This is a genomic window from Treponema sp. OMZ 790, assembly GCF_024181285.1.
GTDB lineage: Bacteria > Spirochaetota > Spirochaetia > Treponematales > Treponemataceae > Treponema_B.
Genome location: NZ_CP051201.1, coordinates 2,703,265 through 2,729,711 on the forward strand (window position 1 = coordinate 2,703,265; position 26,447 = coordinate 2,729,711).

The window sequence follows — 26,447 nt, forward strand, 5'->3', positions numbered from 1 at the left end:
AAAGGGATTTACATTCATAATTTGTAAATCCCTTTTTATTTATTAAAGAAGTTTTATTCTCCTACTTTCGGATCAGAACCAAACTCGTTATCGCCTTTTGTTCCTTCGGTTGCCATCAAAACGATCATCCATATAGGACCAACTAACGGAATAAAAGATATAAATATCCAATACCAAGGCTTATCTATATCATGTAACCGCCTTATTTGTACTGCAAGAGAGGGTAAAAATACGGCTAAACCGTATAAATATCCTAAAAATCCGGTACCTAAGACAAAATCAAGAATACTAATTATTAGAACGATGACTGCATTAAATAACACAAACATCCAATATTCTTTTCGCCGGGCACGACCCTCAAAAACAACATACTTTTTAAGTACATCCAAATAGTAGTTCATAATCAAACTCTCCTTAACAGTATTTTTATTGTTAATATTTTGATAATATAATTGTCGCTCAATTTTTATATTTTGTCAAGTGTTCATTTTCCCATATGTTGACAAATAGACTTATTTAATGTAATAATTCTCGCTTTAGGAGATAACATCATGGTTACAGATCCCCTCATTCTTGCAGCCGTATTATTCGGGCTGACCTATGTTTTGATGATTACCCTGACCAACCACAGACCCATAGTTGCCTGTTCGTCAGCCCTCATCTTTGTTCTTTTAGGAATTTTACCTTATAATGAAGTTTTTTTTGCAATAGATTGGAACGTTATTTTAATGATTGCAGGAACAATGGGCTTGGTTGCCCTATTTACCGAATCCAAGATGCCTCAACGCATTGCAGATAAAATCATAAACAATGTACCCGATGTAAAATGGATAATAGTATGTCTATCTCTTTTCGCCGGTTTTATTTCAGCTTTTATGGATAATGTGGCTACGGTACTTATGCTTGCTCCCATTGCAATTGTTCTATCAAAAAAGCTGAATATGTCGCCCGTTAAGCCCATAATCGCTATTTCGATTTCGGCAAATCTTCAAGGAGCGGCTACCTTGGTGGGAGATACAACCTCAATTCTTTTGGGAAGCCATTTAAACATGACCTTCTTTGACTTCTTTTGGTATTTGGGAAAACCTTCTCTTTTCTTTGCCGTTGAAATTGCAGCAGTGGCAGCCACAGGAATTATCTATTTTATTTTCCGCAAAGCAAACGAAAAGCCTGATAAGGTTGAACTTACCAAAGTAACGGATTATTTCCCCTCAATACTCCTTCTTGTAATGATTGTTCTTATGATTGGTGCTTCATTTTTGCCGGAAGATAAAAAACCTCAAACTATAAACGGACTGATTTGTACAGGCCTTATGATTGTGGGTATTATTTACAATATCATAAGAACAAAAAAATTTGATATTCTAAAGGTTGTAAAAAAAGAACTCAGCCTCGAAACCCTCTTTTTACTCATGGGACTTTTTACGATTATAGCAGCCGTTACCAAAGCCGGAGTCATTCAAGCCATTGCCGACTGGTTCTTAACCCTCGGTTCAAACGTATTTTTAATTTACACAATCATTGTATGGGGCTCGGTTTTAATTTCGGCCTTTGTCGATAATATTCCCTATGTAGCTGCAATGATTCCCATTATACAAATACTTTCGGCAGGGCTTAATGTTGCTTCTCCCATTTTGTTCTTCGGTCTGCTTTCAGGTGCAACCCTCGGAGGAAACATAACCCCTATAGGAGCGTCTGCAAATATTACTTCCCTCGGTATTTTAAGAAACGAAGGCTATCAGGTAAAAAACGGCGAATTTATGAAGATGAGCGTTCCTTACACCCTTACGGCAGTCATGATAGGCTATGTTCTTATTTGGCTTTGTTACGGTGTATGATTGTATCTTTAATAAAATGCCTGTATAATTATAGTTGACTTTATAAGTCGAATTACTTTTTTGGAGGAATAGAATGAAAAAAGGTTATGTTCAAGTTTACACCGGAGACGGTAAGGGAAAAACTACGGCAGCTTTCGGACTTGCCCTTAGAGCTGTCTGCGCCGGATACAAGGTTTATATCGGTCAGTTTTTAAAGGGAATGAATTACAGCGAGCTAAAAGCTCCCGAGTATCTGCCCAACCTTGAAATAGAGCAATATGGAGAAGCTCATTTTGTTCATAATGATCCTACCGAAAAGGATATTCAAAGAGCAAATGAAGGCTTGGATAAGATTGAAAAAATAATTATGTCAGGCGATTACGATGTCGTCATCATGGAAGAGGTCAATGTTGCCCTTTTATACGGTCTTTTTGACATTGAACGCATCCTGCACATCATCAAAAATAAGCCCGAAACGGTTGAGCTCATCTTGACAGGCCGCTATGCAAATAAAAAGATAATTGAAGCTGCCGACCTTGTAACGGAAATGAAGATGATAAAACATTATTTTAATGACGGTGTACAGGCAAGACGCGGTATAGAATCTTAAAAACGCCGATGGAGATGGGGGGAATTGAACCCCCGTCCCGAAAAGGGAATCAGAAGCGTCTACAGGCTTATCGGTGCGAGGTAGTTGTCGGGATCCGGTAGCAGCACCGAAAGCGTCGAATCCTTAGTGCAGAAAAAGTCCTTTTTAACGTCCGCACACCGCTAAAAAGCAAGCCCCGATTGGCGTCGGAATCATGCCCCGCTCGGAGCAGTGCAAAGCAGATTCCGCGATTATGCAGCTAAGGCGTAATCGAAACTGTCGTTATTTTCGGCAGTTATAATGTTTGCCGAATCAGGAGATCGGCACTCCGCCTGCAGCTTAAGCCTCCGTCTTTCCGGTCGAAACCGGAACATCCCCAAGCTGTGAGTAATTTACTATATTTGTATGGAAAAGTCAAGAGTGGAAACTTTTTTTACTCCCTTTTGCAAAAAGGCTGCAAGTAAAACGGCTATCCCTGTCCATGCAAAGATAGAGGCAGTTTCAAGCTGGACCTTAGCCGTCTGAAAAGCGGAACCGATGCCGTATTTCGGCTGGCTCAAGACCTCAGCCATTATAACAACCTTTACGGCAAAACCGGTACTTAAAACATAGCCGTTCTTTAAAAAAGGCCTTATACATGGGAGGTATAAACTTTTTAATCTTTTACTGAAAGGAACATTAAAATCATAAGACATTTCTATTAAATTCTTGTCTATATTTTTTACCCCATCCACAATGTTTCTATACAAAATAGGGAGAACTATCAAGCTTGCAACAAAGATGGGTGTCATGTTCGATTTAAACCAAATCAAAGCTAAAAGCAAAACGGATATTGTAGGGCTGGATTTTAAAATATTTTCGAGAGCAGACAGGAAATCTTCAATATTTTTATTTAAACCGGAAATTATTCCGAATGCAAAGGCAATAAGTGAATCGACGGCCAATGTTATAAAAATCCTAATAAGAGAGCTTAATATGAAAACATAGGTTTCTTTGGTTTTTATAATAAGAACAAAAGCCGAGACTATTTCTTTAAGAGGGGGAACAATAAGCGGAGCCTTTAAGATTTGTGCAAAAAGCTCCCAAAGGATGAGACAAAAAAAGACACCGCTTATTTTATAAATTTTAAACTTATTTTGCCTTGTAGTAAAAAGCATCATCAGGCAAACTTCCGCCTATAAATTTAGGATTTGTTTCAGCTAAAACCTTTAAATAAGCTTCTACAGCAGATCTTGCTTTTTCAGCCTCGACAAAAGCTATGTTCAATTTTGGGATAGCCTTCGATAGAATAGGAGGCGGGGGCAATGCAGCAATTTGAGAAGCGTACTCGGCAGCCTTTTGAGGGTTTACATTTACCCATTCAGACGACTCTTTAACCTTATCCAAAAAAGCTTTTACATATTCAGGATGCTTTTTTGCAAATTCGGCATTAACAATTAAAGAGGCTTGAGGATAAGAAGCTCCGGCGAAAAACTTTTTCCATTCGGCTTGGATATCTATGATTACCTTGGTACCGGGCTTTTTTGTCATAATCATGCTGAGAGAAGGCTGTGCAGCAACTGCAAGCTTAGCTTTTCCGCTTATAAAGGCCGGGGGAATATCTCCTGCGGCCGCTACATACTCAAAACTCACATCCTTATCAGGATCAAGACCGTTTTTCTTCAAAATTTCACGCACCGTTAAATCGGGAGCATTATTCCTTCCAAAAGAATAAAGAGTATTTCCTTTTAAATCACTCACAGAAGAAACAGGTTCGGAACTTATAATATAAAGATTTCCCCAAATAATGGGAGCCAATAATTTTATATTTTTTTGTTTGGAATATAAAACCGATGCAAGATTGGTCGGCACAACTGCAATATCTGCTTCGCCCGATAAAACTCTTGCCTGTAAGAGTTCAGGACCGGCAAGAACTTCATATTCCGTTTTAAAATTATCAAACTGTACCTTTTCATACACAAGCTTAGAAAGAGCTGCAGCCGGCGCTCCTGCGGGCACCGCAACTTTAACCTTAAAACCATCATTTACAGATTTTTCTTTATTTCCTCCTGCAAATAGTAAGCTAAGACCAACAAACAAGAAAAAAAAATTCAAACACGTTTTTTTCACATTTTCCTCCAAATATAATTATTGTTGATATGTCAAGCATACTATAAATAGTATTTTTGGGTCAAGAGATAAATGTAGTTTATCGGCCCAAAACATTTAAAGCTATTTTATCTTCAGGGTTTATTTCTAAAACCGTTCTAAAAAATGCTTCAGCTTCTTCCTGCCGTCCTCTTTTCAGTGCAAGGATTCCCAAATTCGAAATAATTTTAATATTTTCAGTGTCAAAATTTAAAGCATCTACAAGATATTTTTCGGCCTCATCAAAACTCTTTAACTCCATACAACAAATTGCCAGCTCATTGTAAGCATCACAAAGAGGTGCTTTGTCCGGAACTTCAGACGATTCTAACAGTTCTATAGTCTGCAAAAAGGAAGATTTGGCATCTTCCCATCGGCTCATTCTTCTCAAAGCCCAAGCCAATAAAAACCAAGCATTCCACACTTTAGGATTTTTTCTCAAAAAAAGCTTTATACTTTCGGCGGCTTTTTCTTCTTCGCCTAAATCGATATATCTGTGAGCTTCTTGAAAAAGGTCATCGTCTAGAGCTTGCTCTGAAATAGTTTTAAGCAGCTTTGAAGCCTTAGCTTTTCTTACTTGTGCTGTCTCAGAAGATGAGGTTTCGATCTGTAAATAAGTTTGCAAAAGAGACTTTGATTTTGCATAGTTTTTCCGTTTAATGAAAAAATAAGCGGCGTTAAAAAAAGCATCCGGCAGAGGCGGTTCAGAACTAATCAAATCCAAATAGAAATTTTCAGCCCTTTTACTAAATGAGGCAGCTTCTTCAAAAAACTCTCTCATCTCACAATACTGCGAACGCTCCTCCATCAAAAGAGCAAGATTTAATTTGGTTATTCCGTCTTGAGGATTTAAACCTTCAAGAGAAAGCAATATTTCTTCAGCCATATCAAAATCGCCGTTTTTGGTTTTGATTATCGCAGCCTGAGTCATTTCCTTTCGTATATCGGGGCGGAGGAGATTAAATATCTTTCTGTAATATTGTATATGAATATTTTCGCGGTCATAGGCAAAAACCGTAAGCATTCCGGCAAGAATCATTTCGGGACTCATATCTTCGGCTTTGAATTCTTCTTTTTTTTCGGTCTCTGATAATCGAATCGGAAGAGGAATAGAAGGATCCAAGCCTTCAAAAAATTTTTCTACTTGGTCCGCAGGTATATTAACGTATAAAAGCGAATCTATGGGATTGTGCATTTTTTCTCCTAAATTTTGTTAAACTAAGATTTTTAATAATTTATTCTGCAGAAACTTGATCAGAGGCAGCATTTGGAGGAAGAGGATTTAAAGAAGGCTGCTCAAGTCCTTCAGATTGTGAAAAAGATTCTGCAGGAGCAACATCATCCAAAAAATCATCTCCAAAACCGGCCGATGATGATTTTCTAAAAACGGAAAAGTGTTTATTTAAATACATCTTATACATCATAGGAATACTTTGAGGATAATATTGAATTGCAACAGCAACCAGATCTTTTCTTCCTTCGACAGGTTCCGTTCTTATCGTTCTTCCCTTTATACCGAAAACCGAATGAGGATCTTCAAAGGTAAATCGGAGTATTACCTCTTTATTCATTAAAAAATTAGCCACACCTACAAGAAGTATTTTTGAACCTGAAAATGAAAGGTCTCTGATAATACATCGCCTCGGAACATTATCAACATATACAACAGTTCCTTTTTCAACAAGTCCTATTCTTCTGCTTATTTCGGGAGTAAGCATAACTCTTTCATTTTGACGTTTTTGCGAGTTTATATTGGCTTCAAGCAATAGACCTAATTTTTCAATTAAATCATCCGGAGCTCTTTGAGTATATTCAAAGGTTATTAAGACAAGGTCATGATTACCGGCTTCATAAGCAGAAAGACCTATCAATTTGGCAGCAACAAAAAATGAAAGAGAATCTTTTCCATCAGAATCAAAAAAAGCAAATCGTATATTTACTGACGTTATACCGCTTCTCAATTTGTCGATAAAACCACTTTTTTTGCCGCAAATTATTTTAGCCTTTGTCATAGAAGCCGAATTGATAATGCAGGGCCATTGTCCGCCGGAACAGCGTACAAAAACTTGCTTAGGATCAAAATTCAGGGTAGAAACAACTTCTTTTGAGAAAGTTACATCTATATCTTTATATAAGTTGTAATATCTGTTTAACTGCTGACTTACTGCAAAGGCCATATTTATATGATAATGGTTATTCGGTAAAAGGTCAATAAGGCTGTAATAAAAAACCCGGGAACACTACGGCACAAAAAGAATTAATCTACCGCTGCTTCCTTCCGGATCTGACGGGGTTCGAAAAACCTTTCTTGCATAGGCCCCGGGACGGAGAGAGAGGGATTCGAACCCTCGGTACCATCTCTGGCACACACGACTTCCAATCGTGTACCTTCGACCACTCGGACATCTCTCCAAAAGTTAAGGAATGCGTTTACGATTAAACCTTTTCTCCGTAGTAAAACGGAGAGAGGGGGATTCGAACCCCCGGTACCTTGCGGTACAACGGTTTTCGAGACCGCCCGATTCGACCGCTCTCGCATCTCTCCAAAAAAAAAGCCGGTTGAAAATAAAAATATTTTTTCCGCCGGCTATTAGCGAGGCTAGGCGGGTTCGAACTGCCGACCTTCAGATCCGCAATCTGACGCTCTATCCAGCTGAGCTATAGCCTCAAAAAATTGTTCGGAGTAGGGGGGATTCGAACCCCCGGTACCCGTAAGGGTACAACTCCTTAGCAGGGAGCCCGATTCGACCGCTCTCGCACCACTCCAGAGTTTGTACAATCACAAACATTAACGGAGCGAGAGGGATTCGAACCCCCGGTACCTCTCAGCACAACGGTTTTCAAGACCGCCGCCTTCAACCGCTCGGCCATCGCTCCAAAATGTAGATGGTATAATAACCCAAAAAACAGCTTTTTGTCAATAGGTAAAATTTTGTTTTTAAAGGTGAGAATTTTAGCCATAGTTATATATTTATCTATATAATTAAATATACTTAATGTTTCACGTGAAACATTTTATAGTCTTGTATCACATAAGGCTTTATGATAAGATAACATCGGAGCAATTTATGAACATAGTATCAGCAGAAAAGGCAGCAGAACTTTGTATTGGGAACAATATTATTTCGGGTTTTTTTTCAAAACCTGTAAAAAAAGATTCATCAATTCAAAAGATAAAATTAAGAAAAATCATTTTAAAAAATCAAGAACAATATCAGTTTGAAATCTTTGAAGGCACAAAAGTTTCTCATAAAAATCTTTTATTTCAAACTCTAAAAAAAGAACTCGAAAGTCTTTTTTTGGATTTTAAGATTGCAGAATTTAACTCTTCAAAAAATCAGTTTATTTTCTTACAAAATAATAAAGGCAATATTAGTTTTAAGACAAAACCTATAAAAAAAGAAAATCATCCAAATAAAGCAGATGTATCGTCAACCGAAATTTTTGTACATAACAAACAAAAAGAATATATTTTGAACACCTCAAAAATGCCTATCTTTTTAAAAAAGCTTAATTTTTTTACGGATGAAGGAAAAATAATTCAAAGCAAATACCATAAATTCCGGCAGATAAATAAGTATCTGGAATTTATAAAATCGGTTTTGCCCGAATTAAAAGATATTTTAAAAGAAAAGAAGGAGCTGCAGATTGTAGATTTTGGCTGCGGAAAGGCCTATTTAAGTTTTGCTCTTTACTACTATTTGACTGAAATTGAAAGGATGCCGGTTAAGATATGCGGCTTGGATCTAAAAGAGGATGTTATAGATTTTTGTAATAATTTAAGCAAAGAATGCGGTTTTAAAAATCTTATCTTTAAAGTAGGGATATAGGCCGATTTAAGTTTGATAAGGATCCGGATATGGTTATAAGCCTCCACGCATGCAATACTGCGACCGATTTAGCTATAGCAAAAGCAATCAAAAGCGGCACAAAAATAATATTTGCAGTTCCCTGCTGCCAACATGAACTCAACGCTCAAATTCGAAAAAATAAGGACAAGGTTATAAAGTCTTTTTCGCCTATGCTTGATTACGGTATTATTACAGAAAAATTTGCTTCCCTTATGACGGATACAATTAGAGGAAAACTCCTCGAATCGGAAGGATATAGGGTGAGCGTAGAGGAATTTATCGAAACAGAACATACTCCTAAAAATATCGTAATCAAAGCCGTAAAACTAGATGACAAGGCCAAAAACAAAGATATGATTGTTGAAAAAGGCAAAGCGGAATTTAAAGAAATAAAACAAGCTTTTTTAATTGAGCCTTGCTTGGAAAAGCTGTTAAATGAAAACTAAGAAAAACAATGGTATAGAGGAAATTATGATATACGAACAAATAGATAGTCCTATCGGAAAGATACTTATCATTGCCGATAACTCCGGTTTAAAAGAATTGAGATTTGTAAACAAGGATTCTGTCATACAGATTCCTGAATCAACTCAAAAAAATGTCGAACAAGCCGTAAAAATCTGCACTCAAGCTAAAGAAGAATTAAAACAATACTTTGAAGGAAGTTTAAAACAATTTACGGTTCCTCTTGCTCCTGAAGGTACAGACTTCCAAAGGTCTGTCTGGAAAGAGCTTTGTAGAATACCTTACGGAAAAATTTTATCATATAAGCAGATTGCTCTAAATTTAAATAATCCTAAATCCTACCGTGCAGTAGGAAACGCCAACGGGAAAAATCCTATACCGATTATAATTCCATGCCACAGAGTAATCTGCACCAGAGGAAAATTAGGCGGTTTTTCCGCAGGCTTGGATCGTAAAAGATTTCTTTTAAACCTAGAGCAAAAAGAATGCCAAATCGAGCTAATTCCTCTTGTGGATAACTTGTGATAAACTTAGGTTAAAATTAAGCATAAAAGCAATGTTTCACGTGAAACATTTTTATTTATAAGATAGGCAAAAATAAGCCTAAAATAGCTTTTTTTATGGAGTTTTTAGAAATTTATCGGCTTTTTTCTCCATTTTTCAACAAAAAGATATCGATATAAAAAGATTTTATAAAATATTCTAATTTTTGCTTGTGGATAACTTGTTTATTAAATTTGAATAACTGTGAATATGTTGCTCTTTACTTATTCTTTTTTAAGATAGCTTTTTTTAGGGATTTTAGAGCTTTTGCCAATTCGGGAGGGAGATTTTTATCAGGCTCAGCAGCTGATTTTTGACTATCTTCTTCAATATCCGTTGTCAAGCCGTTTCTAAGATTTTCAGATACATCAGCTTTTTTCTTTAGATCAAATTCGGTCTCAACAAAAACCGATATATTTTGTATACCCAATGCAGGATAAAATTTCTTAAAATTATATATTATTTTTTTCTTTCGCATTAAAAGCTGCTGGCTCCAGCCTGTATGTTCGGTTTTTATAATTACCGTATCATTTTTTATATCGTAAAGCTCGCAATAAGATGCTAATTTTTGGTCACCTATCACTTTTTCCCAACTTTCATAAACGGATAGAGCTTGTTCTCCATCCAGATTTGAAGCAAGTTCAAGCATTTCATTGAATTTTTGAGAAAAATTATCTACTATTTCTTTTGAGGTTTTAAAAAGCTTCATATTTTTTACTCATACAGATTTTCTACGGCATTTTCTATAAACTTGAACCCCTTGGCCTTCCAATCGGGAGCCTTATCTATATGTTTAAAAGCCTTTTCAATATCAGTTGTAAAACCGGTATGGCTGCTTATAAGCATTTCACATTTTCTTTGAAGGGAGGTTTCTTTTAATTTAAATAGGGAGCGGATATTTTGTGCAGTGTCAATGTTCCATAGGTCATACATACTGTAGCCGCCTTCATCATTCATTATAAGGCAATCCCCGGAAAAGATGATTTTATTGTTCAAGATATAAGCAATATGACCAAGTGTGTGGCCCGGGGTAAGAACAGCTTCTATGCAGCACCCATCCAAATTAACGGCTTCTCCGTCTTCAAGACAGGTATAATCTTTAAATATTTTGATAGGAGTTTTAAGGTTAAAAAAAAGCACTTTTTTGCGGAAATAAATCGACTTAAGGTATTTTTCTTCTTCCTTTCCTAAAAATATTTTTGCATTCGGGAAGATATTATCACATCTCCCGTCAATGCCGCCGGCATGATCTAAATCTAAATGAGTTAAAAAAAGGTATTTTACATCGTTTTTGTCTATATTAAGCTCTTTTAAACCCTTAATAAGATTTTCACTGTTTTTATAGCCGGAATCTATGGCTATATAGTAGTTTTGTGCTTTGATTAAAAAGACATTTACGTCCTTATCTCTTATACAAAAAATATCATCCGTGATCTTCCCTGTAGGTATGGGATTGAGCATATTTTTGCCTTTAGTAATTTTAGGCTTTACCGTAGTTCCGAAAAATTCTATTAAGTTCATGCGTTTTCCTTCAAAGTATTTATCATACCTCGTTACACATAATACACCCTATTTTTTGTGTTTGTCAAATACCTTTAATTTTTTAATTTCTTTTAAACCTGTAAAATAATTATCTTCAATACGCACCATTCTTAAAAATTCATCTTTCTTATTTGAATTCACATTTATTCTTGAACTTAGGTAAAATTCGGTCTCCGGTTTTTCTTCTTTTATAAGCACTTCTTGAGATTCAAGTTTATCATATTCTTTTTTATAATCAAACTTGAGCTTTTGAAAAACCTCATCTGTCAACAAACAAGGACCGCAAATCCTTAGCCTTTCTTCTACGTTATTTTCTCGGATGTCTAAATAGGCACTTCTTATTAAAAAGGCAAGGCTGTAGTTTTCACTATCAGAAAGACAAAGATCCATACCCTTCCTTGTTCCGCCCTTTAAGTGATTGTTTTTAGTTTTATGCACATATAGCCTTCCGAAATTGTTCTTTTGTTTTTCGTTGCGATGAACACAATCATCCTCAAAGCAAGAGTCTTTAAAAAAATAGGCTTCGAGTTCGATAGGATCAATTGTTACAACACCCTTATTTCCTTTTATTTTAAATACATACCCGGATAAAAGAGTGTGCATTATATCTTGCAATATAGGAATTATTTTTTCCTCGGATGTTTGTTTTAATAGAGCATCGATTTTTGTTTTTAGGTCTGAAAAGGTTATTTCCATATTATATTATTTTTTAATGTGTCTAAATATATTTCAAGACTTTCTTTTAAAGAAGCAATGAGGAGTTTTTTAAAAGGAATCTCATTATTGTTTTGCTGCCAATTTTCGATTGCATTTAAATATTCGTTTCGCAGGCTGACCTTTATGACTGCAGGCGGAAAACCGTACCGGATGAGGATGAGGTTCATAATTAAGCGGGCTGTTCTGCCGTTTCCATCGATAAAAGGATGAATACTAACCAATTTTGTATGTGCTTCGGCAGCGATAAGTACAGGATGTTCTTCTTTTTTGGAAAAAAGCCAATTAAAATAGTTATCCATTTCATCAAGAATTTTAAGCGGATCACAGAATTTATGAATTGCGCCGTTCTTCAATCTAACATAAACGGGAACTTTTCTAAAAATGCCGGCATTTTCGGTGTCGATGCCTTTTAGTATGAGATGATGAATATTTAAAATATCATTGCGGGTAAAATCGCTTAAGTTCTTCTTTGAAAGTTTTTCTATATAATCTATGGCTTCTTTATGATTAACGATTTCTAAGTGTTCCCGAGCGGATTTGCCTCCGATAGTTATACCGTCCAAGAGCACAATACGCGTTTCTTGAAGATTGTATGTATTTCCTTCTATCGCTGTAGAGTTATAGGTAAAATCGACATCAAACAGTCTTTTAAGGTTTTCAAGCTGTTTAACCGAAAGAGGCCGTAATAAATCCAATTCTGCCTTGAGTTTGTCGATTTCAAGCAGTTCCGATTTTAAGTCCATAGCCTATTATAACCTGAAAAATTATTTAAGAAAAGACGGGGAGGATTGCTTTTCTGATTGTATCAATCACCATGAAAATTGAAACTAATCTATAATCACTAATCATTGAAATAATCTTTTCAAAGCCTCATTGGGTTCCGGCGGATTATCTAAAGCAGCAATCATTAAATCTCGATCCCGATTAGAAAGTATAAGAGTTTCATTTTCTGTTAAATCTCTCTGTGCTTGTTTTAATGCAGTCGAAAGAATATATGAAGATAGAGAAATATGCTTAAGCTCAGAAGCTCTCTCAAGTATAGATTTTTGGTGGCTGCTGGCTCTCAAATCAATTCTAACATTTTTTAATGTAATTGCCATTTTCGTTACCTCCATATTAAATATATCATAATACCTGTAATTTGTACACACAATATGATATAAAATCAGGGCAAACGCATCATAGTTTTATCTTCGCAAAAAACATAGGCTGTTCAACCCGCCCTTCGCCGCTGTGCGGCTGCAAGAGGGGTATTCACAGCCTATTTTTTTGCTATTTTATTTACCCTCATGATGCATTTGCCCTTTTTTGAAAAATATGCGAAATTTTGTTCAAAATTTTGCACAGTAAGGAAGGCAACCGCTTCAGAAACATTCCGGTGCGGTTGCCCTGATTTATGAAGTTAATATTTTCGGTCTTTACTAAAATTGTATATCCAACTTCTTTTTCTTTTTTGTGCAGTCTTTAAGATACAAATTGATTAAATTTTGATAGTTATACCAAATCTTCTATAGCCCAATCCTCAATTAATAAACCTTCGACTCTTGAAAACTCCCCGACATTGTGTGTTACCAGTGTTCCGTTGTTTGCTAAAACTGTCGCTGCAATCATCATATCATTGGGACCGATTATCACACCATTTGAAGATAAAATTTTTCTTAATTTTCCGTATTCTACAGATGATTTTTTATCAAAAACTGCTGTCGGATATAAATCCAAAAACGGTTTATAAACTGAAATTGTTTTTTCATAATCACTGGAATTTCTTGCTCCATATTCAAGCTCGGCAAGCACAACAGACGGAATGACTATATCTCTTTCATGTTCTTCCAGTTTTTCTCCAATCTTGCGAAATTTTCCCTTTATAAAATATATTACAATGTTTGAATCTAAAAAATACTTCACATTGCCTCCAGCTTTGTATCAGCAGAAAAATCAGGTTCAGCGGATATATTCATTTCGATATCTTTGCCGCTTCCAAAATATTGCCAGATATTTTTTTTATTTGAGTCATCTCTAAGGTCGAAAGGAAGACCATTAACTGCAACCGTTTTTTTCATAAAAATCCTGATAGCTGTAGGTAAATCCAGTCCGTAATGATTATAGATATTAGTAACTTCATCTTTTAGAGCTTCATCAACTCTGACTTGAACAAGTGCTGTATTTATCATTATTGCCTCCTTTTTTAAGTATTTACTATACATACATTTGTATTAATATTATATATTTAAATAACCTGTTTGTCAATTTATAGTAAGTTATAAAGATTTTTTTCACTGCCCTGCAATACGATTTTGTTCCATAACTTTTTTATAATCAAACTTATGTTCACATGCATAGCTGATAAATTCTTTTTCTTCTTCCGTTACCCTAATCTGAAATTTTAAGGGCGAGCCTAGTTTTTGTTTTCTACCGGCTCCGGCCTTTTGCCTCCATGCCCAAAATGAAATTCATAATAATTATCACCTGACAATTCTTTATATTCCGCCTCAGAAATTATCTTTTCATCAAATTCTACCTGTGATCTTAACTTTTTAACGACAAATCCTTCCGTATCTTTTACAAAAACATAATCCATAACTATTCTCCTTTTTTAATCTAATCCGATATATTTAAATTTAAATAGCTTTTCATTTTATTTATAATATCCAAATCTTTTATACGTTTAACAATCTTTTTCATCTTATGTTTATATTTATGTTCAATATAATATTCTATATCACCTTTAGATTTTTCTTGTATATCTTCAAAAAGTAATAATGAAAATTCTTTTATTATTTCTGAAATATCTTCATCAAAACAAAATTCAGCCATATCCAATTTATATTTATTTCGTTCGAAAAATTCCATATTTAATGCATTTTTTCTTTGGTTTATTTTAATATTTCTAGATAATTCATTAATATTAATGTCATTAATATCCAATATTTTATTTTGAATATTAAGTGGTTCATTCAATATAAAATATCTTAATTGACTATAAAAATCAACATCACTATTTTTCTCATGAAATATCAATACTTTCTCGGTAAGGCCGTAATATTTAGAAAATAAATAATAAATTTCATATCTTTTTTCAAATAAAATAATTTTATATTCTTTATCTGTTTGTCTTTTTTCTAACTTATATTGCTTATAAGCTATATAGGCTGTAAGAACCATTGTACCAATAGCACCTATCATTGATCCTGTTGCAGCCCAATCAATTTCTGAATACGGTAAAAAAGTAATAAATTTCATAATATCCTGCTAATATAATATTTAATTTATTTTTAATATCTAACCTACCTTTATCTCCAATTATTCATAAAATCTTTCACTTTTTCGTTTGCCATAGAATTTGCCAGTGATAAAGGAGAAATACCTGTATTGTTAGAAATATTTATATCTGCCCCTTTTTTTAATAGTTTCTCAACAATATCTGTTTTATTTTTAGATTTGAAAACAGCATAAAAAAGAGCTGTATTTCCAATATTATTAACTTTATTAATGTCAATATCTTTATCTAAAAGAAAATCTATCATCTCTTTTTTTTCATTTTGGATACAATACATCAATGGCGTAAATCCGTTTTTATCGATAACATCAGCACCTTTCTGATTGATTAATTCAGCAAACCATTCAAAATCATCTTCAATTATTGCGTTAATAATTTTATCCATAATTCTTCTCCAATATCTTTTTCTACTCCTTTAAAACTATCTATCGTAATATTTATAGCTTCACGTGAATGTCCTCTATTTCCACTCACACTTTCAAGCTGATAAATCGACACTTCTTTCATTTTTTCTCTAAAAAACTCCTCAGTTTTTCCATTTGCAAATGCTCTTTGAAGTTCATTTGTATATTCATGTCCATTTATATGTCCCATTTCAGGTGTACCTATAATTTCAGAACCATCAACTGCATCAAGAAAATTCCCTGTTTTTGGATTATATTGACCATTCATAATAGCAAGATTTTTTACTTCTTCTATTGTTTTATAACCTGGTTGTGCACGATGTTGCCCCTTTATTATTGCGGCACTTGATGGATCACAGTATGAAACTAATTGGCCATCCTTTCCTAGATATCCTACTATTCTTCCATTTTGATTATATAAAACAAAATTATCTTTATATTTTGCAATTTTAGCAACTTCATTTCCATATTTGTCAATAACAGAAGTAGAATTTTTCGCTATGTAATATATATCATCAGCATTATCAAGTCCAGCAAAACGGATGGTTTTTCCGATAGCTTTTCCATTTTTATCAAAAACAAAACTTGCTTTTGTACCTACTTTTGTATAAATATTTTTTTCAATAGCAATTGCTCCAGAAAAATTTTTTATGGATGTAAATGTACCTTGAGCAAATCCTGTAATTGCACCTATTAAATAACCATCTGCAGCTCCATTTATTGTTACATACATTAACTCATCGTTTCTATTTCCTTGGATATATGCAATACTTGCAGATGTTATTCCTCCAATAGTACCTCCACTCAAAGCAGCTATTGTTGTGGATTTTGCTATTACCAACATAGCAGTTGAAACAACTTGACCACCAGGTACTACCCATGAAACAATCCAAACAGTAGCAACTATAGATGTTCCAATGCCGAATTTTTTTACTGCACCATCATAACAAAATTCTATTTGTTTTTCTCTTTCAGCACGATTTTTGCTATATTTAAAAAAATTCTCATTTTGTCCTGACCACTGCCAATCAGAAAAGTATTGAAAAAATTTTTCTCTATTTTTAGGATCGATACTAGTAACTATTTCTAAAAATTTTCCATACTCACTCATATAAGAATCAACCATTGAATTTTGAATAATTGAATCTTCAATATTTTCATATGGATCAATATTATTTTTTTTTACAACTATATTATATGTACCTATTGATATATTATCTTCATTTATCAAATTTGAAGAGGAATTTAAAAATGAACTTTTTTTGTTCAAAAAATTACTCTCATCTGAAATTAATTTGTTTTCAGTATTAATAAAAGAATTATCAGAATTTATTATATTACTTTCAGATGAAAAAAAATCACTATCTTCATCAATAAAAGATTCAGTATATGATAAAACAGATAAACACAAAAAAACTAGACAAATAAATCTAAATTTCATTCTTTAACTAATAATGTATAATATCTAATTGAATCTTCAAAAGGATTTTCTTGAAATTCACCAGAAAAAATATCCATGACATGTGGAACAACAAAAAAACCTCGTATAAATGGTTTAATTTTATGAAAAAAGCTATTTTCAGATTGCTTTGTGACAAAAGTACCAAAAAATATAGCAATATTAATAGTATCATAATTGTAATTTAAAACATTTAATTGAAATTCTAATATTGCTTTATTTCCTTTCTTAGCTGGTATAATTATTGGAATAGCATTAAAATCATCATCGACTTTTATTATATTAGCTATGTCATTTTTTTCTAAAATAGTAATATCCTTAGATTGGAAAAAAGAATCTTCTACTTTAGTTTCCATTTTATATGCACCATCAAGACCTGTTGGATAAACTGGTGTGTTGTTAGGAAAAATAACTAAGCACACTATATCAGAATAAGTTGAGGATTTTTCAACAAAAAAATCGTACTTTAAAATAACATTTCCTTTGTTTGTTTTTACAGCTTTTGATTTACTTATTTGAGGTGACAAAAGTTCTACATATTGACCATCAGAATATCTTATAGATTGTTTAACTGTTATTCTACGTGATTCTGCAAAAGTTGAAAAAGCTAGGCAAATTATAAAAATTATAAAAATAAAATATTTCTTCATATTTTCTCCAATACTTACTTTAATCTTAATTAAATTTATTGATATTATACATCAATAAATCAAATTTTACAAGTTAATAGTTCAAAATTCAAATATTTTTTATAAAATACAAATTCTACTCCCTCTCCACACTAAACCTCCCATCTTCAACGAAAAATATTTTGGTGGTTTCTTTTTGGTAGTTTTTGTAGGGTTCGCCGGGGAGGAAGGTACAAAAGAGTTGTTCGTAGGGGGGGAGGAGTTCCATGAATTTTTGGCGTTTTTCGGGGTCGAGTTCTAGAAGAATATCGTCCATCAAAAAAATAGGTTTTCGGCCGGTTTTTTCGGAATAGATTTTAGCTTGAATCATTCTTAAAACAAGGGAGATAAGCCGCCTTTGGCCGTTTGAGGCTCTTTCGGTAAAGGGTTTTTTATCCTTTATAAAATGAATGCGGTCACGGTGGGGGCCTGTAGAACTTGTCCTATCAATCAAATCGTTTTGGCGTTTTTCCGCAAGCAAAATAAGCAAATCTTCTTCAGTTTCTACCTTGACCGAGGGACGGTAAACCATTTCTACACCGGAAACACCGCTTATCTCCTCGTAAATTGAAGAAAAATGCTTTGAATACTCATATACGATATTCTTTCTTTCATTTGTGATTAAAAGAGCAAGGGAAGTAAAAATTTCGTCTATAGAATCTAAAAGAGAAGCCTTTTTCTGCTCCAATATTACATTTCTTGATTTTAAGGCCTTTGAATATCTTACTAAGGTTTCTATAAAGTCGGAATTACAAAGCGAAACCGATTGATCTATAAAAAACCTCTTTCGGGAAGGAGTTCCGACAGCAAATTCTATATCGTCTCCGTGAAAAAGAATACAAGGAACAGTACTTATCAATTCCTTTGAATTTTTGATCTTTTTAAAATTCTTTTGAATGTCTTTTTTTTTATCTTGAATTATTATCGAAATTGTATGGCTTATTTGATCGTTTTCTTTATAAAGAGCCCTTACGCTGAATTCCTTTTCATCCCTTGTACATATTTGAGCTAAAGATCGGGTTCTAAAAGAAGTTCCATAGGAAGAAACATAAAGGGCTTCCAAAAAATTAGTCTTCCCCTGTCCGTTTTTTCCTACCAAAAAAACTTCGGGGGAAGAAATATCTACTGTGGCATTTTCCAGATTTCTAAAATTATAGAAAGAGGCGGAAAGAAAGGGCACTTAGAACCTTACTCCGTCTGCATCGGCATTATTATATGGAAAAAGTCTTCTTCCGGTTCGGGCTTCAATGTAATAGCCTTCATGGCTTCTGTAAATTCTACCTTTATTCTGTCCGAACTGATGGTTTTCAATGGGTCTTCGATATAAACATAGTTTAAGGCAAGCATAACCTCTTGGCCGTCATATTTACAGGGAATTTCTTCGCGTGCGCTTCCTATTTCGTTTTCCTGAGAAGAAATTATAAGAGAACCCGGAAGAATATTTAAAAAGATTCTTCTTGTTTTTAATTCTACCAAAAGAGAAACACGCTTTAAGGCTTCGATAAATTCGGTTCTTGAAACTTCAAATGAAAGGTTTTGATTTTCAGGGATTACCCTCTCGTAGTTCGGGAATTGACCGTCAATCAAAACGGAAGAGAATTTATAAGAGTTAAAATTAAAGAATATGTTTTTTTCTCCTATTCCTACTTCTATATTTCCTTCATCGGATGCTCTTTTATTGATGATGTTTAAAATTTTAGGAGGAACAATAACTCCTTTAAATTCGGGGATAGGGATTCCGAAATTTTTCTTAATATGAGCAAGGCGTCTTCCGTCGGTTGCAACAAAGTATAAAGAATCTTCTTTATTTTCGATATAGACACCGTTCATAAAATAGCGAGTTTCATCATCGGAAACAGAGAAAATAGTTTGATGTATCATTTCTTTAAATTCTTTTGTAGGAATGTTAAAGAAGTTTACATTTGTAGGTTCTGTAAAGGCAGGGAAGTCGTTTTCCGGTATTGTTTTAAGCTGGAATTTTGCTTTTTTTACTACAGATTTTATCGTGAGTTTTTGGTCTTTTTGCTCTATTTCTACTTCACCTGAGGGCAAGGATGAAAGAATACCGGCGAATTTATCGCAAAAAACAGTTGTTGAGCCTTCTTCAATGATATTTACGGGTATCTTTGTTTCAAAGCTTACCTTTATATCGGTTGCTTTTATTGTAAGGCTTCCGTCTTTAACCGATAACAATACGTTTGAAAGGATTGTTAGGGCTGTTTTTGTAGCTATAATTTCCTGAGCGATAGAGATTTCTTTTAAAAGGGTATCTCTGTCAAAACTTATTTTCATATTTTTTCTCCTTGTTTTATAATATCTATATTATAATATTAGTAGTTATAGTAGTAAGTCTTGTGAATTTGTTGATAAGCTGCTTAATTCTATATTGAATATAGAGTTATAATATTTATAAGTCCGTAAAATTATAAACATTTTATTACTGGTTATACAGCGGTAAAAGAATTATCCACAAAACTTGGATATATATTAACATATATTCTAAAAAAAATACAGGGGTTATACAATCAAAATGGAGTGTTTTATTTTGATTTTTTGTGTTATAATCTAATTTATGGAAAATACAAGTACTTCATCTATGGAAATAATTAATGCCGATATTACAAAATTAAGGTTTGATGCCATTGTAAACGCTGCAAATACCACTCTTTTAGGCGGAAGCGGGGTTGACGGGGCTATTCATGCCGCTGCAGGCCCTGAATTATTGGAAGAATGTAGAAAATTAAAAGGCTGTAAGACAGGGGAAGCTAAGATAACAAAGGCTTATAAACTTCCTTCAAAATATGTAATTCATACGCCGGGTCCTGTCTATGAAGGCGGAAATAGCGGAGAAGCTGAACTTTTAGCCGGTTCTTATAGATCATGCTTAAATTTGGCTCTTGAATACGGCTGTAAGTCCATAGCCTTTCCCTGTATAAGTACAGGAGTTTACGGTTATCCTAAAGAAGAAGCTGCAAAAATAGCCTTAAAAGAGATTTCAGCCTTTTTAAAAGAGCATAAGGATATGAAGGTTTTTATCGTTTGCTTTGGAAAGGAAAACGAGGAGATTTATAGAAGATTGATAGAAAAAAGCTATTCTACATAAAAAGTTTAACATATTCATCAAAAACAAATATTCTATTTCGTGAATAACCGGTCCGCTCTTTTAGTACATTTAGTTCAATAAAAGCATTTATCAAGCTATTGGCTGTCTTGGCGGTAATTTTCATTTCTTTTTGTAGAGAAGCACTCGTTATGACGGGACTATGAAAAAGGAGATATAAAAATTCGTTTGCGGTTTTAGTGCGTTTTCCAAGAGAAACTAATTTGTTTTTTTCCAAATCGGTTTTTAAGTCAATTATTTTCTTTAATGTTTGGGCCGAATTTTCGGCAGTTTGACTTACTCCTTCTAAAAAATACTTTATCCATTGAGAGAGATTATTTTTTGTACGGACAAAAGTGAGGTTATCATAATAAAGGGTCTTATTTTTTTCAAAAAAATCGGAAAGATACAAAAGAGGTTTTTGTAGAACCTTACTGTGTACCAAATAAAGACTTATTAAAAGTCTTCCGATTCTGCCGTTTCCGTCTAAAAAAGGATGTATAGTTTCAAACTGGTAATGAGCTATTGCAATGCGTATTAAGTGAGGAATGTTGATATTGTTGTTGTTTAAAAAAAGCTCAAAATCCGACAAAAGATCCGGAAGTTCTTCATGTGAAGGAGGAATAAAAACTGCATCTGAAAGAGTTGTTCCGCCTATCCAATTTTGAGAAATTCGGAATTCTCCCGGGCTTTTATGTTCTCCTCTTCCTGTTGAAAGTAATATTTTATGTGTATTTTTAATCAATCGATTTGAAAGCGGTAATTTTTCAAGCTCCTGTATTGCATTATTCATGGCTTTTACATAATTATGAACTTCCTGCCAATCATCTCTTTTTTCAGGGTCCAAATTATTTTGTTCATTTAAAGCTTCTTCAATATTTGTGCGAGTTCCTTCAATACGGTTCGATATAACAGCTTCTTTAAAAATATGCATTATGATAAACATATCTGCATCCGGAACCAAAGATGAAAAAGAATTTAATGCACCTAAATGAAAAGAAGCTTTTTCTAAAAGAGTGTTGATGGAGGGATCTTCCCATGAAAAATCATGATTTATTTTTTCAGGCATAAAATATTGATATTTATATCCTTGTTTTAAGCAGCCGGATTTAAAGTCTTTTATATCCATTTTTTCTCCTAATAGGCTCATTTTAACATAAATTTACTAAAATAACAAGTTATAATTTACTTTAAGTCATTAAAGTAAATTATGAAGATTTATAATTTACTTTAATGATGATTTTTGTAGGTAAGTTGTAAAACTATCAAGTATGTTTACTATTTTTTATTGTGTTTTTAAGAAATTTTTTTAATGTTTTTCCGTTTCGCCTTTTTGGGCAAGGTTTTCAAGCCATTTTAATTCATTTAAATAATCTTTTTCGGCTTGACTTAGGGTTTTCATCGAGTATTTTTTATACTCTGTTTCTACTTTATTTTCCATCTGCGGTCTAGAGATTGTTCCGCTGTCAGTTAAAAGATTCTCCCCTGCAGCTTCAAGTATTTTATCTACATGGGCTATCCAATCTTTCATTGTCATAGGAATTTCTTTTTCTGCTTGTCTTTCGGCAAAATCCAGATATCCTGATACCAAATTGTTTAAGCCTTTAAGCTCTTTTTCCGTCAAATAGTTTTTTGCCGTTTTTGCTTCCTTTAAAGTGGGAAGCTCTCCTTTAAAAACCGTAAGCCCCATAAACTCTTTTTCGCTATCTACGCGGCCGTAAATTAATTCGGCTGCCGTGTGATTGTGTATTGCATAATGCATCTTGTTTTGTACGGTTACAAAGAATAATTTGGCCTCTTCGGTATTTGCATTATAGTCCAGGCTGGTGGCAAATAAATCCAAGACCTGTCGGTAAAAGACCTTTTCGCTTGAACGGATATCCCTGATTCTGTCTAAAAGCTCTTTGAAATAATTGCCGCCGCCGAGGTTTTTTAGTCTGTCATCGTCCATGGCAAAGCCTTTAACGATGTATTCTTTTAAAATCGTTGTTGCGTAGTTTCTGAATTGTACACCCCGAATCGACCTTACCCGATAGCCTATCGCTAAAATCATATCGAGGGAATATATTGCCACTTTTTTTGTTTGTAGTTTATCAGGCATCGCTCCATGATGAGTGGTTGTCAACTTATAGTTGACAACCACTTGTTCATCCAGTTCTCTATCTTGGAAAATTGCTTTGATATGTTTACTGATATTTTGTTTTGTGGTTTGAAACAGCTCCGCAATCTCCGCTTGACTCAGCCATACAGTACCATGCTCTTTTTGCAGATTTATCTTTGCCTTTCCGTCTTCTGTAGTATAAATGATTATCTCTTTATTCATCTTCGAGCTCCTTTACGATTTTGTTTATGGCAGATCTTCGTTAATCTTACAATAAATTTAAGAGATTTCCAAGTATTGACAATAATATTTCTTTATTTATAATGTACTCGACTTAGGTAAAATCAAATGACTTCAAAGCCTTTAAATTTTAAAAACAAATTTTTTTCGATACTGCCTTTTAGGCTGCTCGCGGTCTTGTTCTTTTTGGCTCTTGTGTCGGCCTTGGCGCCCTTTGTGAGTTTTTGGGCTCTTTCAAAGACAATCGATGCTCTTTCAAATCTTTCTCAAGTTCAAAATGTCATCTTATACATAATCTTTATAGGGGCTTTTTTAGTTACAAACGATAGTTTCGAAGCTGTCCGCTGGACCTATTCTACCTACATGGAGGGAAAAATCTTTTTGGAGATGAAAGAAAGGCTTCTGGAAAAGGTTTCAAAATATGCGTACATCGACATCTTTGAAAATCCCGACTTTTTAAATAAGTTAAGACTTGCCGATCAGCTCATTCCAAAATTTAACAGCTTTTTTAATTCGCTTGCCATGCTTTTTTCGGGAGTGCTTGGCTCTCTCCCTTTTTTATGGATTGGAATTACGACAGCTTGGTGGGTGCCCCTTGTTCTGATTGCGGGTTTTTTACCGAGCTTAATTATAAAATGGAACCTTGAAGAAAGGCTATGGGCCTTGGAAATTCAAAACGGAGAGTCCTACAAGGAGGCGGCCGTTCATGAGCACATTCTTTTGGATTCTGCCTTTGCAAAAGAAATACGCCTTTGGAATGCCGCTTCCTTTATTCTAAAAAGATGGAAGAAGAATAGATATAAGCTTTTAAAGGAAACTTCTCATCTTAGAAATAAGAGCATGGGAATGACCCTTTTAGCCCATATTTTTGAGGGGCTTGTGGATTGTACTGTAATTGCATACTTATATATGCTTGTAAGCCGAAACGCCTTAACGACCGGATCCTTCGTTTTTGCGGTTACAGCGGTTATTCAGCTAAGACAAAATGCTTTTACCGTGCTTTTATTCGGTGTCGATCTTAAAAGCGATTTTAACAGGCTAAAGCCTTATTTTGATGTTATAAACTACGATGAAAGTATAATAGACAAAAGCCGTCCTTACGATGAGGAAATGAAGGCTTCTCAAGCAGAACAAAATGCCATAGTTTTAAAATCTCTTTCATTTTCTTATCCTAAATGTGAAAAAAAGGCTCTTAAAGATATAAACCTTGAAATAAAAAAAGGAGAAAAAATAACCCTTGTCGGGGCAAACGGTTCCGGTAAATCTACCCTGATTAAAATCATAGGTGGAATGTATCCCGATTTTGAAGGAGCTTATTTTTTTAATGGGAAAAATTCAAAAGATATTGAGGTTAATAAATTAAGAAGGTCTTTTGCAGCCGTTTATCAAGACTTTGCCCGTTTTCCTATGACTTTTGAAGAAAATGCAGCAATTTCCGAAATTGCCGAGCACTTTAACAATGAGCCGGATTCTTTTGGGCCTGAAAGAGAAGATTTTAAGATAGATGTCTTTAAATTTGAAGAGCTTTGTAAGTGCTTTCCGATAGCAAATTCCATGTTAGAACCTAAGACCTTGCTTACACGACAGTTTGAAGGCGGGCTTGATTTGTCGGGCGGACAATGGTAGAGACTTGCCCTAATGCGCTGTGCTTGGGCAGGCAGGGAAATAATTCTTTTGGATGAACCTACCTCAGCCCTTGATCCCGACTCCGAGCACGAGGTTCTTGAAGCTATGATTGAGCTTATGAGAGGGAAAACGGCAATAGTTGTTACGCATAGACTGGCCCTTTGCCGCAGTGTCGACAGAATAATAGTAATTGAAGACGGATCCATCGCCGAAACCGGCACTCATACCGAACTTATAAACAAAAACGGCCGCTACGCCGAAATGTTCAAAAAGCAAAGTGTTCGGTATAAATGAAAAAAGCCCTCGGAAGCGAGGGCTTTTTTGTTTAAGTGTTAGCGGGCGTATTCTACGATACGTGTTTCCCGAATCAAGGTTACGCGGATTCTTCCGGGGTACTGTAAATCGTTTTCGATTTTTTTTGCAATGTCCCGGGCCAAAATCTTGGTATCGGCATCGGAAATCTTTTCGTTGTTGATAACAACCCGCAATTCCCTTCCGGCTTGGATTGCATAAGCCTTTTCGACTCCGCTAAAGCCTTCAGCCAGCTGTTCAAGGTTTTCAAGCCGCTTAACGTAGTTATCCATAGTTTCGCGTCTTGCACCCGGACGGGCGGCTGAAATTGCATCTGCAATCTGCACTATTACCGATTCAATGCAGGTGGGCTCTATATCGTTGTGATGAGCACCTACGGCATTGACAACCCTCGGATCTTCATTGATCTTCTTTGCAAGCTCCATACCTATTTCTGCATGGTTTTTATCGGAATCGGTTTCTGCACCCTTTCCGACATCATGCAGCAAGGCACCGCGTTTTGCGATTTCGACATTTGCGCCGATTTCGCTTGCAATCATTCCTGCTATTATGGCAACCTCTTTAGAATGCTGAAGCACATTTTGTCCATAGCTCGTTCTAAAGTAGAGCCTTCCCAAGGCCCTTACACCTTCTTGGTTCATGTTATGGATACCGAGGTCGAATAAAACCCTTTCTCCTTCTTCATAAACCTTTTGCGAAATTTCTCTGGTTACCTTTTGTACAATCTCTTCAATGCGGGCCGGGTGAATTCGGCCGTCAAGAATCAACCTTTCCAAAGCAACCCTTGCAATTTCCTTGCGTACAGGGTCAAAACAAGATACTACAACAGCCTCAGGTGTATCGTCGATTATTATGTCTACACCGGTTAGAGTTTCCAAGGCTCGAATGTTGCGGCCTTCGCGGCCGATAATTCTTCCTTTCATCTCATCGCTGGGCAAGCTGACCGTTGAGACAGTGATGTCGCTCGCCGTTTCCGTTGCAAGACGTTGGATCGTCGTAATTAAAATATCGCGCGCCTTTTTTTCTGCTGTCAGCTGAGCTTCTTGTTCTATCTTGTTTATAATAGTAACCGCATCATGCTTTGCTTCAGTTTCCAAGTCGCGGATAATCAAATCCTTTGCCTGCTGCTGGGTTAAACCGGAAATTCTTTCCAATTCTTCCCTGTATCTTTCTTCTTCGCCGCTTAAAATTTCAGTACGCTCATCAAGTGCGGCTTCCCTCTTGACAAGCTCTTTTTCTTGTTTTTCAACAGTTTCGACACGTTTATCGAGAAGTTCCTCTTTTTGTGCCAACCTGCGTTCAAAACGCTGGAGATCGCTCCTGCGTTCCCGATTTTCCCGTTCCTGCTGTTTTTGTTCCCGAATCAGCTGCTCTTTTGCTTCAAGAAGAAATTCCTTCTTTTGAGCTTCAGCTTCTTTTATTGCCTCCTGTAAAATCCGTTCTGCACGTTGTTCAGAAGCAGATAGTTGAAATCTGGCATAAAGCCAGCGAATCGTCCATCCAAGAATTATACAGACAGCAGGAAGGATGACATACAAAATCCAGTTCATTGGTATGCTCCTAAAAAGTGTACTACTGTCCAGTCTCATAATACAGGCAATCGAAAAAA

28 protein-coding genes, 5 tRNA genes, 2 other RNA genes and 1 pseudogene are annotated in these 26,447 nt (G+C 34.9%); 7 read left to right on the top strand and 29 right to left on the bottom strand.

The genetic code is table 11. From position 1 onward, the window contains the following. Positions 1-53: 53 nt before the first annotated feature. Positions 54-401, bottom strand: coding sequence for a DUF805 domain-containing protein (locus E4O01_RS12760; RefSeq protein WP_253692561.1), 348 nt, complete (start codon positions 399-401; stop codon positions 54-56). Positions 402-551: 150 nt separating this feature from the next. Here E4O01_RS12760 and E4O01_RS12765 point away from each other — a divergent pair, with 150 nt between their 5' ends. Together E4O01_RS12765 and cobO are read left to right on the top strand one after the other, a co-directional pair. Beyond that, positions 552-1,838 carry an ArsB/NhaD family transporter gene (locus E4O01_RS12765; RefSeq protein ID WP_253692562.1) on the top strand — a complete coding sequence of 429 codons (1,287 nt, stop codon included), beginning with the start codon at positions 552-554 and terminating at the stop codon, positions 1,836-1,838. Positions 1,839-1,911: 73 nt separating this feature from the next. Then, positions 1,912-2,427 carry a cob(I)yrinic acid a,c-diamide adenosyltransferase gene (cobO, locus tag E4O01_RS12770; protein ID WP_253677668.1) on the top strand — a complete coding sequence of 172 codons (516 nt, stop codon included), beginning with the start codon at positions 1,912-1,914 and terminating at the stop codon, positions 2,425-2,427. A gap of 6 nt (positions 2,428-2,433) precedes the next feature. Here cobO and ssrA read toward each other — a convergent pair. From ssrA to E4O01_RS12825, 11 genes are all read right to left on the bottom strand, one after another. Continuing rightward, positions 2,434-2,784: a transfer-messenger RNA gene (ssrA, locus tag E4O01_RS12775) on the bottom strand. 17 nt (positions 2,785-2,801) lie between these two features. Then, positions 2,802-3,566: an ABC transporter permease gene (locus E4O01_RS12780; protein ID WP_253692563.1), complete on the bottom strand. Its 765-nt coding sequence runs from the start codon at positions 3,564-3,566 to the stop codon at positions 2,802-2,804. Beyond that, positions 3,538-4,515: an ABC transporter substrate-binding protein gene (locus tag E4O01_RS12785; RefSeq protein WP_253692564.1), complete on the bottom strand. Its 978-nt coding sequence runs from the start codon at positions 4,513-4,515 to the stop codon at positions 3,538-3,540. The genes E4O01_RS12780 and E4O01_RS12785 overlap by 29 nt, the downstream gene beginning before the upstream one ends. Positions 4,516-4,594: 79 nt before the next feature. After that, positions 4,595-5,728 carry a tetratricopeptide repeat protein gene (locus E4O01_RS12790; protein ID WP_253692565.1) on the bottom strand — a complete coding sequence of 378 codons (1,134 nt, stop codon included), beginning with the start codon at positions 5,726-5,728 and terminating at the stop codon, positions 4,595-4,597. Positions 5,729-5,768: 40 nt separating this feature from the next. After that, on the bottom strand, positions 5,769-6,710 hold the full coding sequence (locus E4O01_RS12795) for a PilZ domain-containing protein (protein WP_253692566.1): 942 nt from the start codon (positions 6,708-6,710) through the stop codon (positions 5,769-5,771). 49 nt (positions 6,711-6,759) lie between these two features. Then, an RNA gene (gene ffs, locus E4O01_RS12800) (signal recognition particle sRNA small type) lies at positions 6,760-6,858 on the bottom strand. Then, positions 6,859-6,945 (bottom strand) — tRNA-Ser (locus E4O01_RS12805). Positions 6,946-6,993: 48 nt separating this feature from the next. Continuing rightward, positions 6,994-7,078, bottom strand: a tRNA-Ser gene (locus tag E4O01_RS12810). Positions 7,079-7,127: 49 nt separating this feature from the next. Continuing rightward, a tRNA-Arg gene (locus tag E4O01_RS12815) sits at positions 7,128-7,201 on the bottom strand. 11 nt (positions 7,202-7,212) lie between these two features. Next, positions 7,213-7,299, bottom strand: a tRNA-Ser gene (locus E4O01_RS12820). A gap of 26 nt (positions 7,300-7,325) precedes the next feature. Beyond that, a tRNA-Ser gene (locus tag E4O01_RS12825) sits at positions 7,326-7,410 on the bottom strand. Positions 7,411-7,601: 191 nt separating this feature from the next. On the opposite strand from E4O01_RS12825, the gene E4O01_RS12830 reads away from it, so the two are divergent. Genes E4O01_RS12830 through E4O01_RS12840 form a run of 3 tightly spaced genes read left to right on the top strand, consistent with a single transcriptional unit; the run spans position 7,602 to position 9,374 of the window. Continuing rightward, positions 7,602-8,363: a methyltransferase gene (locus tag E4O01_RS12830; protein WP_253692567.1), complete on the top strand. Its 762-nt coding sequence runs from the start codon at positions 7,602-7,604 to the stop codon at positions 8,361-8,363. A 29-nt stretch (positions 8,364-8,392) separates the two neighbouring features. Further along, positions 8,393-8,830 (top strand): methyltransferase, encoded by a 438-nt coding sequence (locus tag E4O01_RS12835; RefSeq protein ID WP_253692568.1) that lies wholly within the window; start codon positions 8,393-8,395, stop codon positions 8,828-8,830. 25 nt (positions 8,831-8,855) lie between these two features. Then, positions 8,856-9,374: a methylated-DNA--[protein]-cysteine S-methyltransferase gene (locus tag E4O01_RS12840; RefSeq protein WP_253692569.1), complete on the top strand. Its 519-nt coding sequence runs from the start codon at positions 8,856-8,858 to the stop codon at positions 9,372-9,374. Between the two features lie 238 nt (positions 9,375-9,612). Here E4O01_RS12840 and E4O01_RS12845 read toward each other — a convergent pair whose 3' ends face one another. The 14 genes from E4O01_RS12845 to dnaN form a co-directional block, all read right to left on the bottom strand. Next, a complete protein-coding gene (locus tag E4O01_RS12845) occupies positions 9,613-10,101 on the bottom strand; it encodes a DciA family protein (protein ID WP_253692570.1) in 489 nt (162 codons plus the stop codon). 5 nt (positions 10,102-10,106) lie between these two features. Next, entirely contained in the window at positions 10,107-10,913 is an 807-nt protein-coding gene (locus E4O01_RS12850) for an MBL fold metallo-hydrolase (protein WP_253692571.1), read from the bottom strand. A gap of 48 nt (positions 10,914-10,961) precedes the next feature. After that, positions 10,962-11,630 (bottom strand): hypothetical protein, encoded by a 669-nt coding sequence (locus E4O01_RS12855; RefSeq protein WP_253692572.1) that lies wholly within the window; start codon positions 11,628-11,630, stop codon positions 10,962-10,964. After that, entirely contained in the window at positions 11,621-12,394 is a 774-nt protein-coding gene (locus E4O01_RS12860) for a Fic family protein (protein WP_253692573.1), read from the bottom strand. Before E4O01_RS12860 ends, E4O01_RS12855 begins: the two co-directional genes overlap by 10 nt. A 102-nt stretch (positions 12,395-12,496) precedes the next feature. Continuing rightward, the gene (locus tag E4O01_RS12865; protein ID WP_253686168.1) at positions 12,497-12,751 is read right to left on the bottom strand and encodes a type II toxin-antitoxin system TacA family antitoxin; all 255 of its coding nucleotides are present in this window, start codon (positions 12,749-12,751) and stop codon (positions 12,497-12,499) included. 394 nt (positions 12,752-13,145) lie between these two features. After that, positions 13,146-13,556 carry a PIN domain-containing protein gene (locus E4O01_RS12870; RefSeq protein ID WP_253692574.1) on the bottom strand — a complete coding sequence of 137 codons (411 nt, stop codon included), beginning with the start codon at positions 13,554-13,556 and terminating at the stop codon, positions 13,146-13,148. Beyond that, a complete protein-coding gene (locus tag E4O01_RS12875; RefSeq protein ID WP_016524781.1) occupies positions 13,553-13,822 on the bottom strand; it encodes a type II toxin-antitoxin system RelB/DinJ family antitoxin in 270 nt (89 codons plus the stop codon). Before E4O01_RS12875 ends, E4O01_RS12870 begins: the two co-directional genes overlap by 4 nt. A 224-nt stretch (positions 13,823-14,046) precedes the next feature. Beyond that, positions 14,047-14,229, bottom strand: a complete 183-nt coding sequence (locus E4O01_RS12880; RefSeq protein ID WP_253692575.1) for a hypothetical protein — start codon at positions 14,227-14,229, stop codon at positions 14,047-14,049. Between the two features lie 20 nt (positions 14,230-14,249). Further along, positions 14,250-14,891: a hypothetical protein gene (locus tag E4O01_RS12885; RefSeq protein WP_253692576.1), complete on the bottom strand. Its 642-nt coding sequence runs from the start codon at positions 14,889-14,891 to the stop codon at positions 14,250-14,252. 50 nt (positions 14,892-14,941) lie between these two features. After that, the gene (locus E4O01_RS12890) at positions 14,942-15,313 is read right to left on the bottom strand and encodes an ankyrin repeat domain-containing protein (protein ID WP_253692577.1); all 372 of its coding nucleotides are present in this window, start codon (positions 15,311-15,313) and stop codon (positions 14,942-14,944) included. Further along, on the bottom strand, positions 15,289-16,773 hold the full coding sequence (locus E4O01_RS12895; RefSeq protein WP_253692578.1) for a GH-E family nuclease: 1,485 nt from the start codon (positions 16,771-16,773) through the stop codon (positions 15,289-15,291). Before E4O01_RS12895 ends, E4O01_RS12890 begins: the two co-directional genes overlap by 25 nt. Next, positions 16,770-17,441 (bottom strand): hypothetical protein, encoded by a 672-nt coding sequence (locus E4O01_RS12900; protein ID WP_253692579.1) that lies wholly within the window; start codon positions 17,439-17,441, stop codon positions 16,770-16,772. Before E4O01_RS12900 ends, E4O01_RS12895 begins: the two co-directional genes overlap by 4 nt. 115 nt (positions 17,442-17,556) lie before the next feature. Continuing rightward, positions 17,557-18,639 (bottom strand): DNA replication/repair protein RecF, encoded by a 1,083-nt coding sequence (locus tag E4O01_RS12905; protein ID WP_253692580.1) that lies wholly within the window; start codon positions 18,637-18,639, stop codon positions 17,557-17,559. Positions 18,640-18,647: 8 nt separating this feature from the next. Further along, positions 18,648-19,751: a DNA polymerase III subunit beta gene (gene dnaN, locus E4O01_RS12910; RefSeq protein ID WP_253692581.1), complete on the bottom strand. Its 1,104-nt coding sequence runs from the start codon at positions 19,749-19,751 to the stop codon at positions 18,648-18,650. Between the two features lie 280 nt (positions 19,752-20,031). Between dnaN and E4O01_RS12915 the strand changes: the two genes are divergently transcribed. Beyond that, on the top strand, positions 20,032-20,562 hold the full coding sequence (locus E4O01_RS12915; protein ID WP_253692582.1) for an O-acetyl-ADP-ribose deacetylase: 531 nt from the start codon (positions 20,032-20,034) through the stop codon (positions 20,560-20,562). Here the strand turns inward: E4O01_RS12915 and E4O01_RS12920 are convergent. Together E4O01_RS12920 and E4O01_RS12925 are read right to left on the bottom strand one after the other, a co-directional pair. Then, positions 20,555-21,688: a Fic family protein gene (locus tag E4O01_RS12920; RefSeq protein WP_253692583.1), complete on the bottom strand. Its 1,134-nt coding sequence runs from the start codon at positions 21,686-21,688 to the stop codon at positions 20,555-20,557. The genes E4O01_RS12915 and E4O01_RS12920 overlap by 8 nt on opposite strands. 180 nt (positions 21,689-21,868) lie before the next feature. Next, positions 21,869-22,882: a virulence RhuM family protein gene (locus tag E4O01_RS12925; protein WP_253692584.1), complete on the bottom strand. Its 1,014-nt coding sequence runs from the start codon at positions 22,880-22,882 to the stop codon at positions 21,869-21,871. Between the two features lie 126 nt (positions 22,883-23,008). Here E4O01_RS12925 and E4O01_RS12930 point away from each other — a divergent pair. Then, positions 23,009-24,820: pseudogene (locus E4O01_RS12930) on the top strand (ABC transporter ATP-binding protein). 38 nt (positions 24,821-24,858) lie between these two features. Here E4O01_RS12930 and rny read toward each other — a convergent pair. Beyond that, the gene (gene rny / locus E4O01_RS12935) at positions 24,859-26,388 is read right to left on the bottom strand and encodes a ribonuclease Y (RefSeq protein WP_253692585.1); all 1,530 of its coding nucleotides are present in this window, start codon (positions 26,386-26,388) and stop codon (positions 24,859-24,861) included. Positions 26,389-26,447: the final 59 nt, after the last annotated feature.

What these genes read in the sequence shown, in the direction of transcription:
- cobO (WP_253677668.1), top strand. Translation starts at nt 1,912, where the DNA reads ATGAAAAAAGGTTATGTTCAAGTTTACACCGGAGACGGTAAGGGAAAA.
- E4O01_RS12875 (WP_016524781.1), bottom strand. Translation starts at nt 13,822, where the DNA reads ATGATAAATACAGCACTTGTTCAAGTCAGAGTTGATGAAGCTCTAAAA.
- E4O01_RS12880 (WP_253692575.1), bottom strand. Translation starts at nt 14,229, where the DNA reads ATGGATTATGTTTTTGTAAAAGATACGGAAGGATTTGTCGTTAAAAAG.
- E4O01_RS12885 (WP_253692576.1), bottom strand. Translation starts at nt 14,891, where the DNA reads ATGAAATTTATTACTTTTTTACCGTATTCAGAAATTGATTGGGCTGCA.
- E4O01_RS12840 (WP_253692569.1), top strand. Translation starts at nt 8,856, where the DNA reads ATGATATACGAACAAATAGATAGTCCTATCGGAAAGATACTTATCATT.
- E4O01_RS12925 (WP_253692584.1), bottom strand. Translation starts at nt 22,882, where the DNA reads ATGAATAAAGAGATAATCATTTATACTACAGAAGACGGAAAGGCAAAG.
- E4O01_RS12790 (WP_253692565.1), bottom strand. Translation starts at nt 5,728, where the DNA reads ATGCACAATCCCATAGATTCGCTTTTATACGTTAATATACCTGCGGAC.
- E4O01_RS12895 (WP_253692578.1), bottom strand. Translation starts at nt 16,773, where the DNA reads ATGAAATTTAGATTTATTTGTCTAGTTTTTTTGTGTTTATCTGTTTTA.
- E4O01_RS12765 (WP_253692562.1), top strand. Translation starts at nt 552, where the DNA reads ATGGTTACAGATCCCCTCATTCTTGCAGCCGTATTATTCGGGCTGACC.
- E4O01_RS12835 (WP_253692568.1), top strand. Translation starts at nt 8,393, where the DNA reads ATGGTTATAAGCCTCCACGCATGCAATACTGCGACCGATTTAGCTATA.
- E4O01_RS12865 (WP_253686168.1), bottom strand. Translation starts at nt 12,751, where the DNA reads ATGGCAATTACATTAAAAAATGTTAGAATTGATTTGAGAGCCAGCAGC.
- rny (WP_253692585.1), bottom strand. Translation starts at nt 26,388, where the DNA reads ATGAACTGGATTTTGTATGTCATCCTTCCTGCTGTCTGTATAATTCTT.
- E4O01_RS12845 (WP_253692570.1), bottom strand. Translation starts at nt 10,101, where the DNA reads ATGAAGCTTTTTAAAACCTCAAAAGAAATAGTAGATAATTTTTCTCAA.
- E4O01_RS12915 (WP_253692582.1), top strand. Translation starts at nt 20,032, where the DNA reads ATGGAAAATACAAGTACTTCATCTATGGAAATAATTAATGCCGATATT.
- dnaN (WP_253692581.1), bottom strand. Translation starts at nt 19,751, where the DNA reads ATGAAAATAAGTTTTGACAGAGATACCCTTTTAAAAGAAATCTCTATC.
- E4O01_RS12795 (WP_253692566.1), bottom strand. Translation starts at nt 6,710, where the DNA reads ATGGCCTTTGCAGTAAGTCAGCAGTTAAACAGATATTACAACTTATAT.
- E4O01_RS12855 (WP_253692572.1), bottom strand. Translation starts at nt 11,630, where the DNA reads ATGGAAATAACCTTTTCAGACCTAAAAACAAAAATCGATGCTCTATTA.
- E4O01_RS12850 (WP_253692571.1), bottom strand. Translation starts at nt 10,913, where the DNA reads ATGAACTTAATAGAATTTTTCGGAACTACGGTAAAGCCTAAAATTACT.
- E4O01_RS12890 (WP_253692577.1), bottom strand. Translation starts at nt 15,313, where the DNA reads ATGGATAAAATTATTAACGCAATAATTGAAGATGATTTTGAATGGTTT.
- E4O01_RS12830 (WP_253692567.1), top strand. Translation starts at nt 7,602, where the DNA reads ATGAACATAGTATCAGCAGAAAAGGCAGCAGAACTTTGTATTGGGAAC.
- E4O01_RS12780 (WP_253692563.1), bottom strand. Translation starts at nt 3,566, where the DNA reads ATGATGCTTTTTACTACAAGGCAAAATAAGTTTAAAATTTATAAAATA.
- E4O01_RS12920 (WP_253692583.1), bottom strand. Translation starts at nt 21,688, where the DNA reads ATGGATATAAAAGACTTTAAATCCGGCTGCTTAAAACAAGGATATAAA.
- E4O01_RS12860 (WP_253692573.1), bottom strand. Translation starts at nt 12,394, where the DNA reads ATGGACTTAAAATCGGAACTGCTTGAAATCGACAAACTCAAGGCAGAA.
- E4O01_RS12900 (WP_253692579.1), bottom strand. Translation starts at nt 17,441, where the DNA reads ATGAAGAAATATTTTATTTTTATAATTTTTATAATTTGCCTAGCTTTT.
- E4O01_RS12760 (WP_253692561.1), bottom strand. Translation starts at nt 401, where the DNA reads ATGAACTACTATTTGGATGTACTTAAAAAGTATGTTGTTTTTGAGGGT.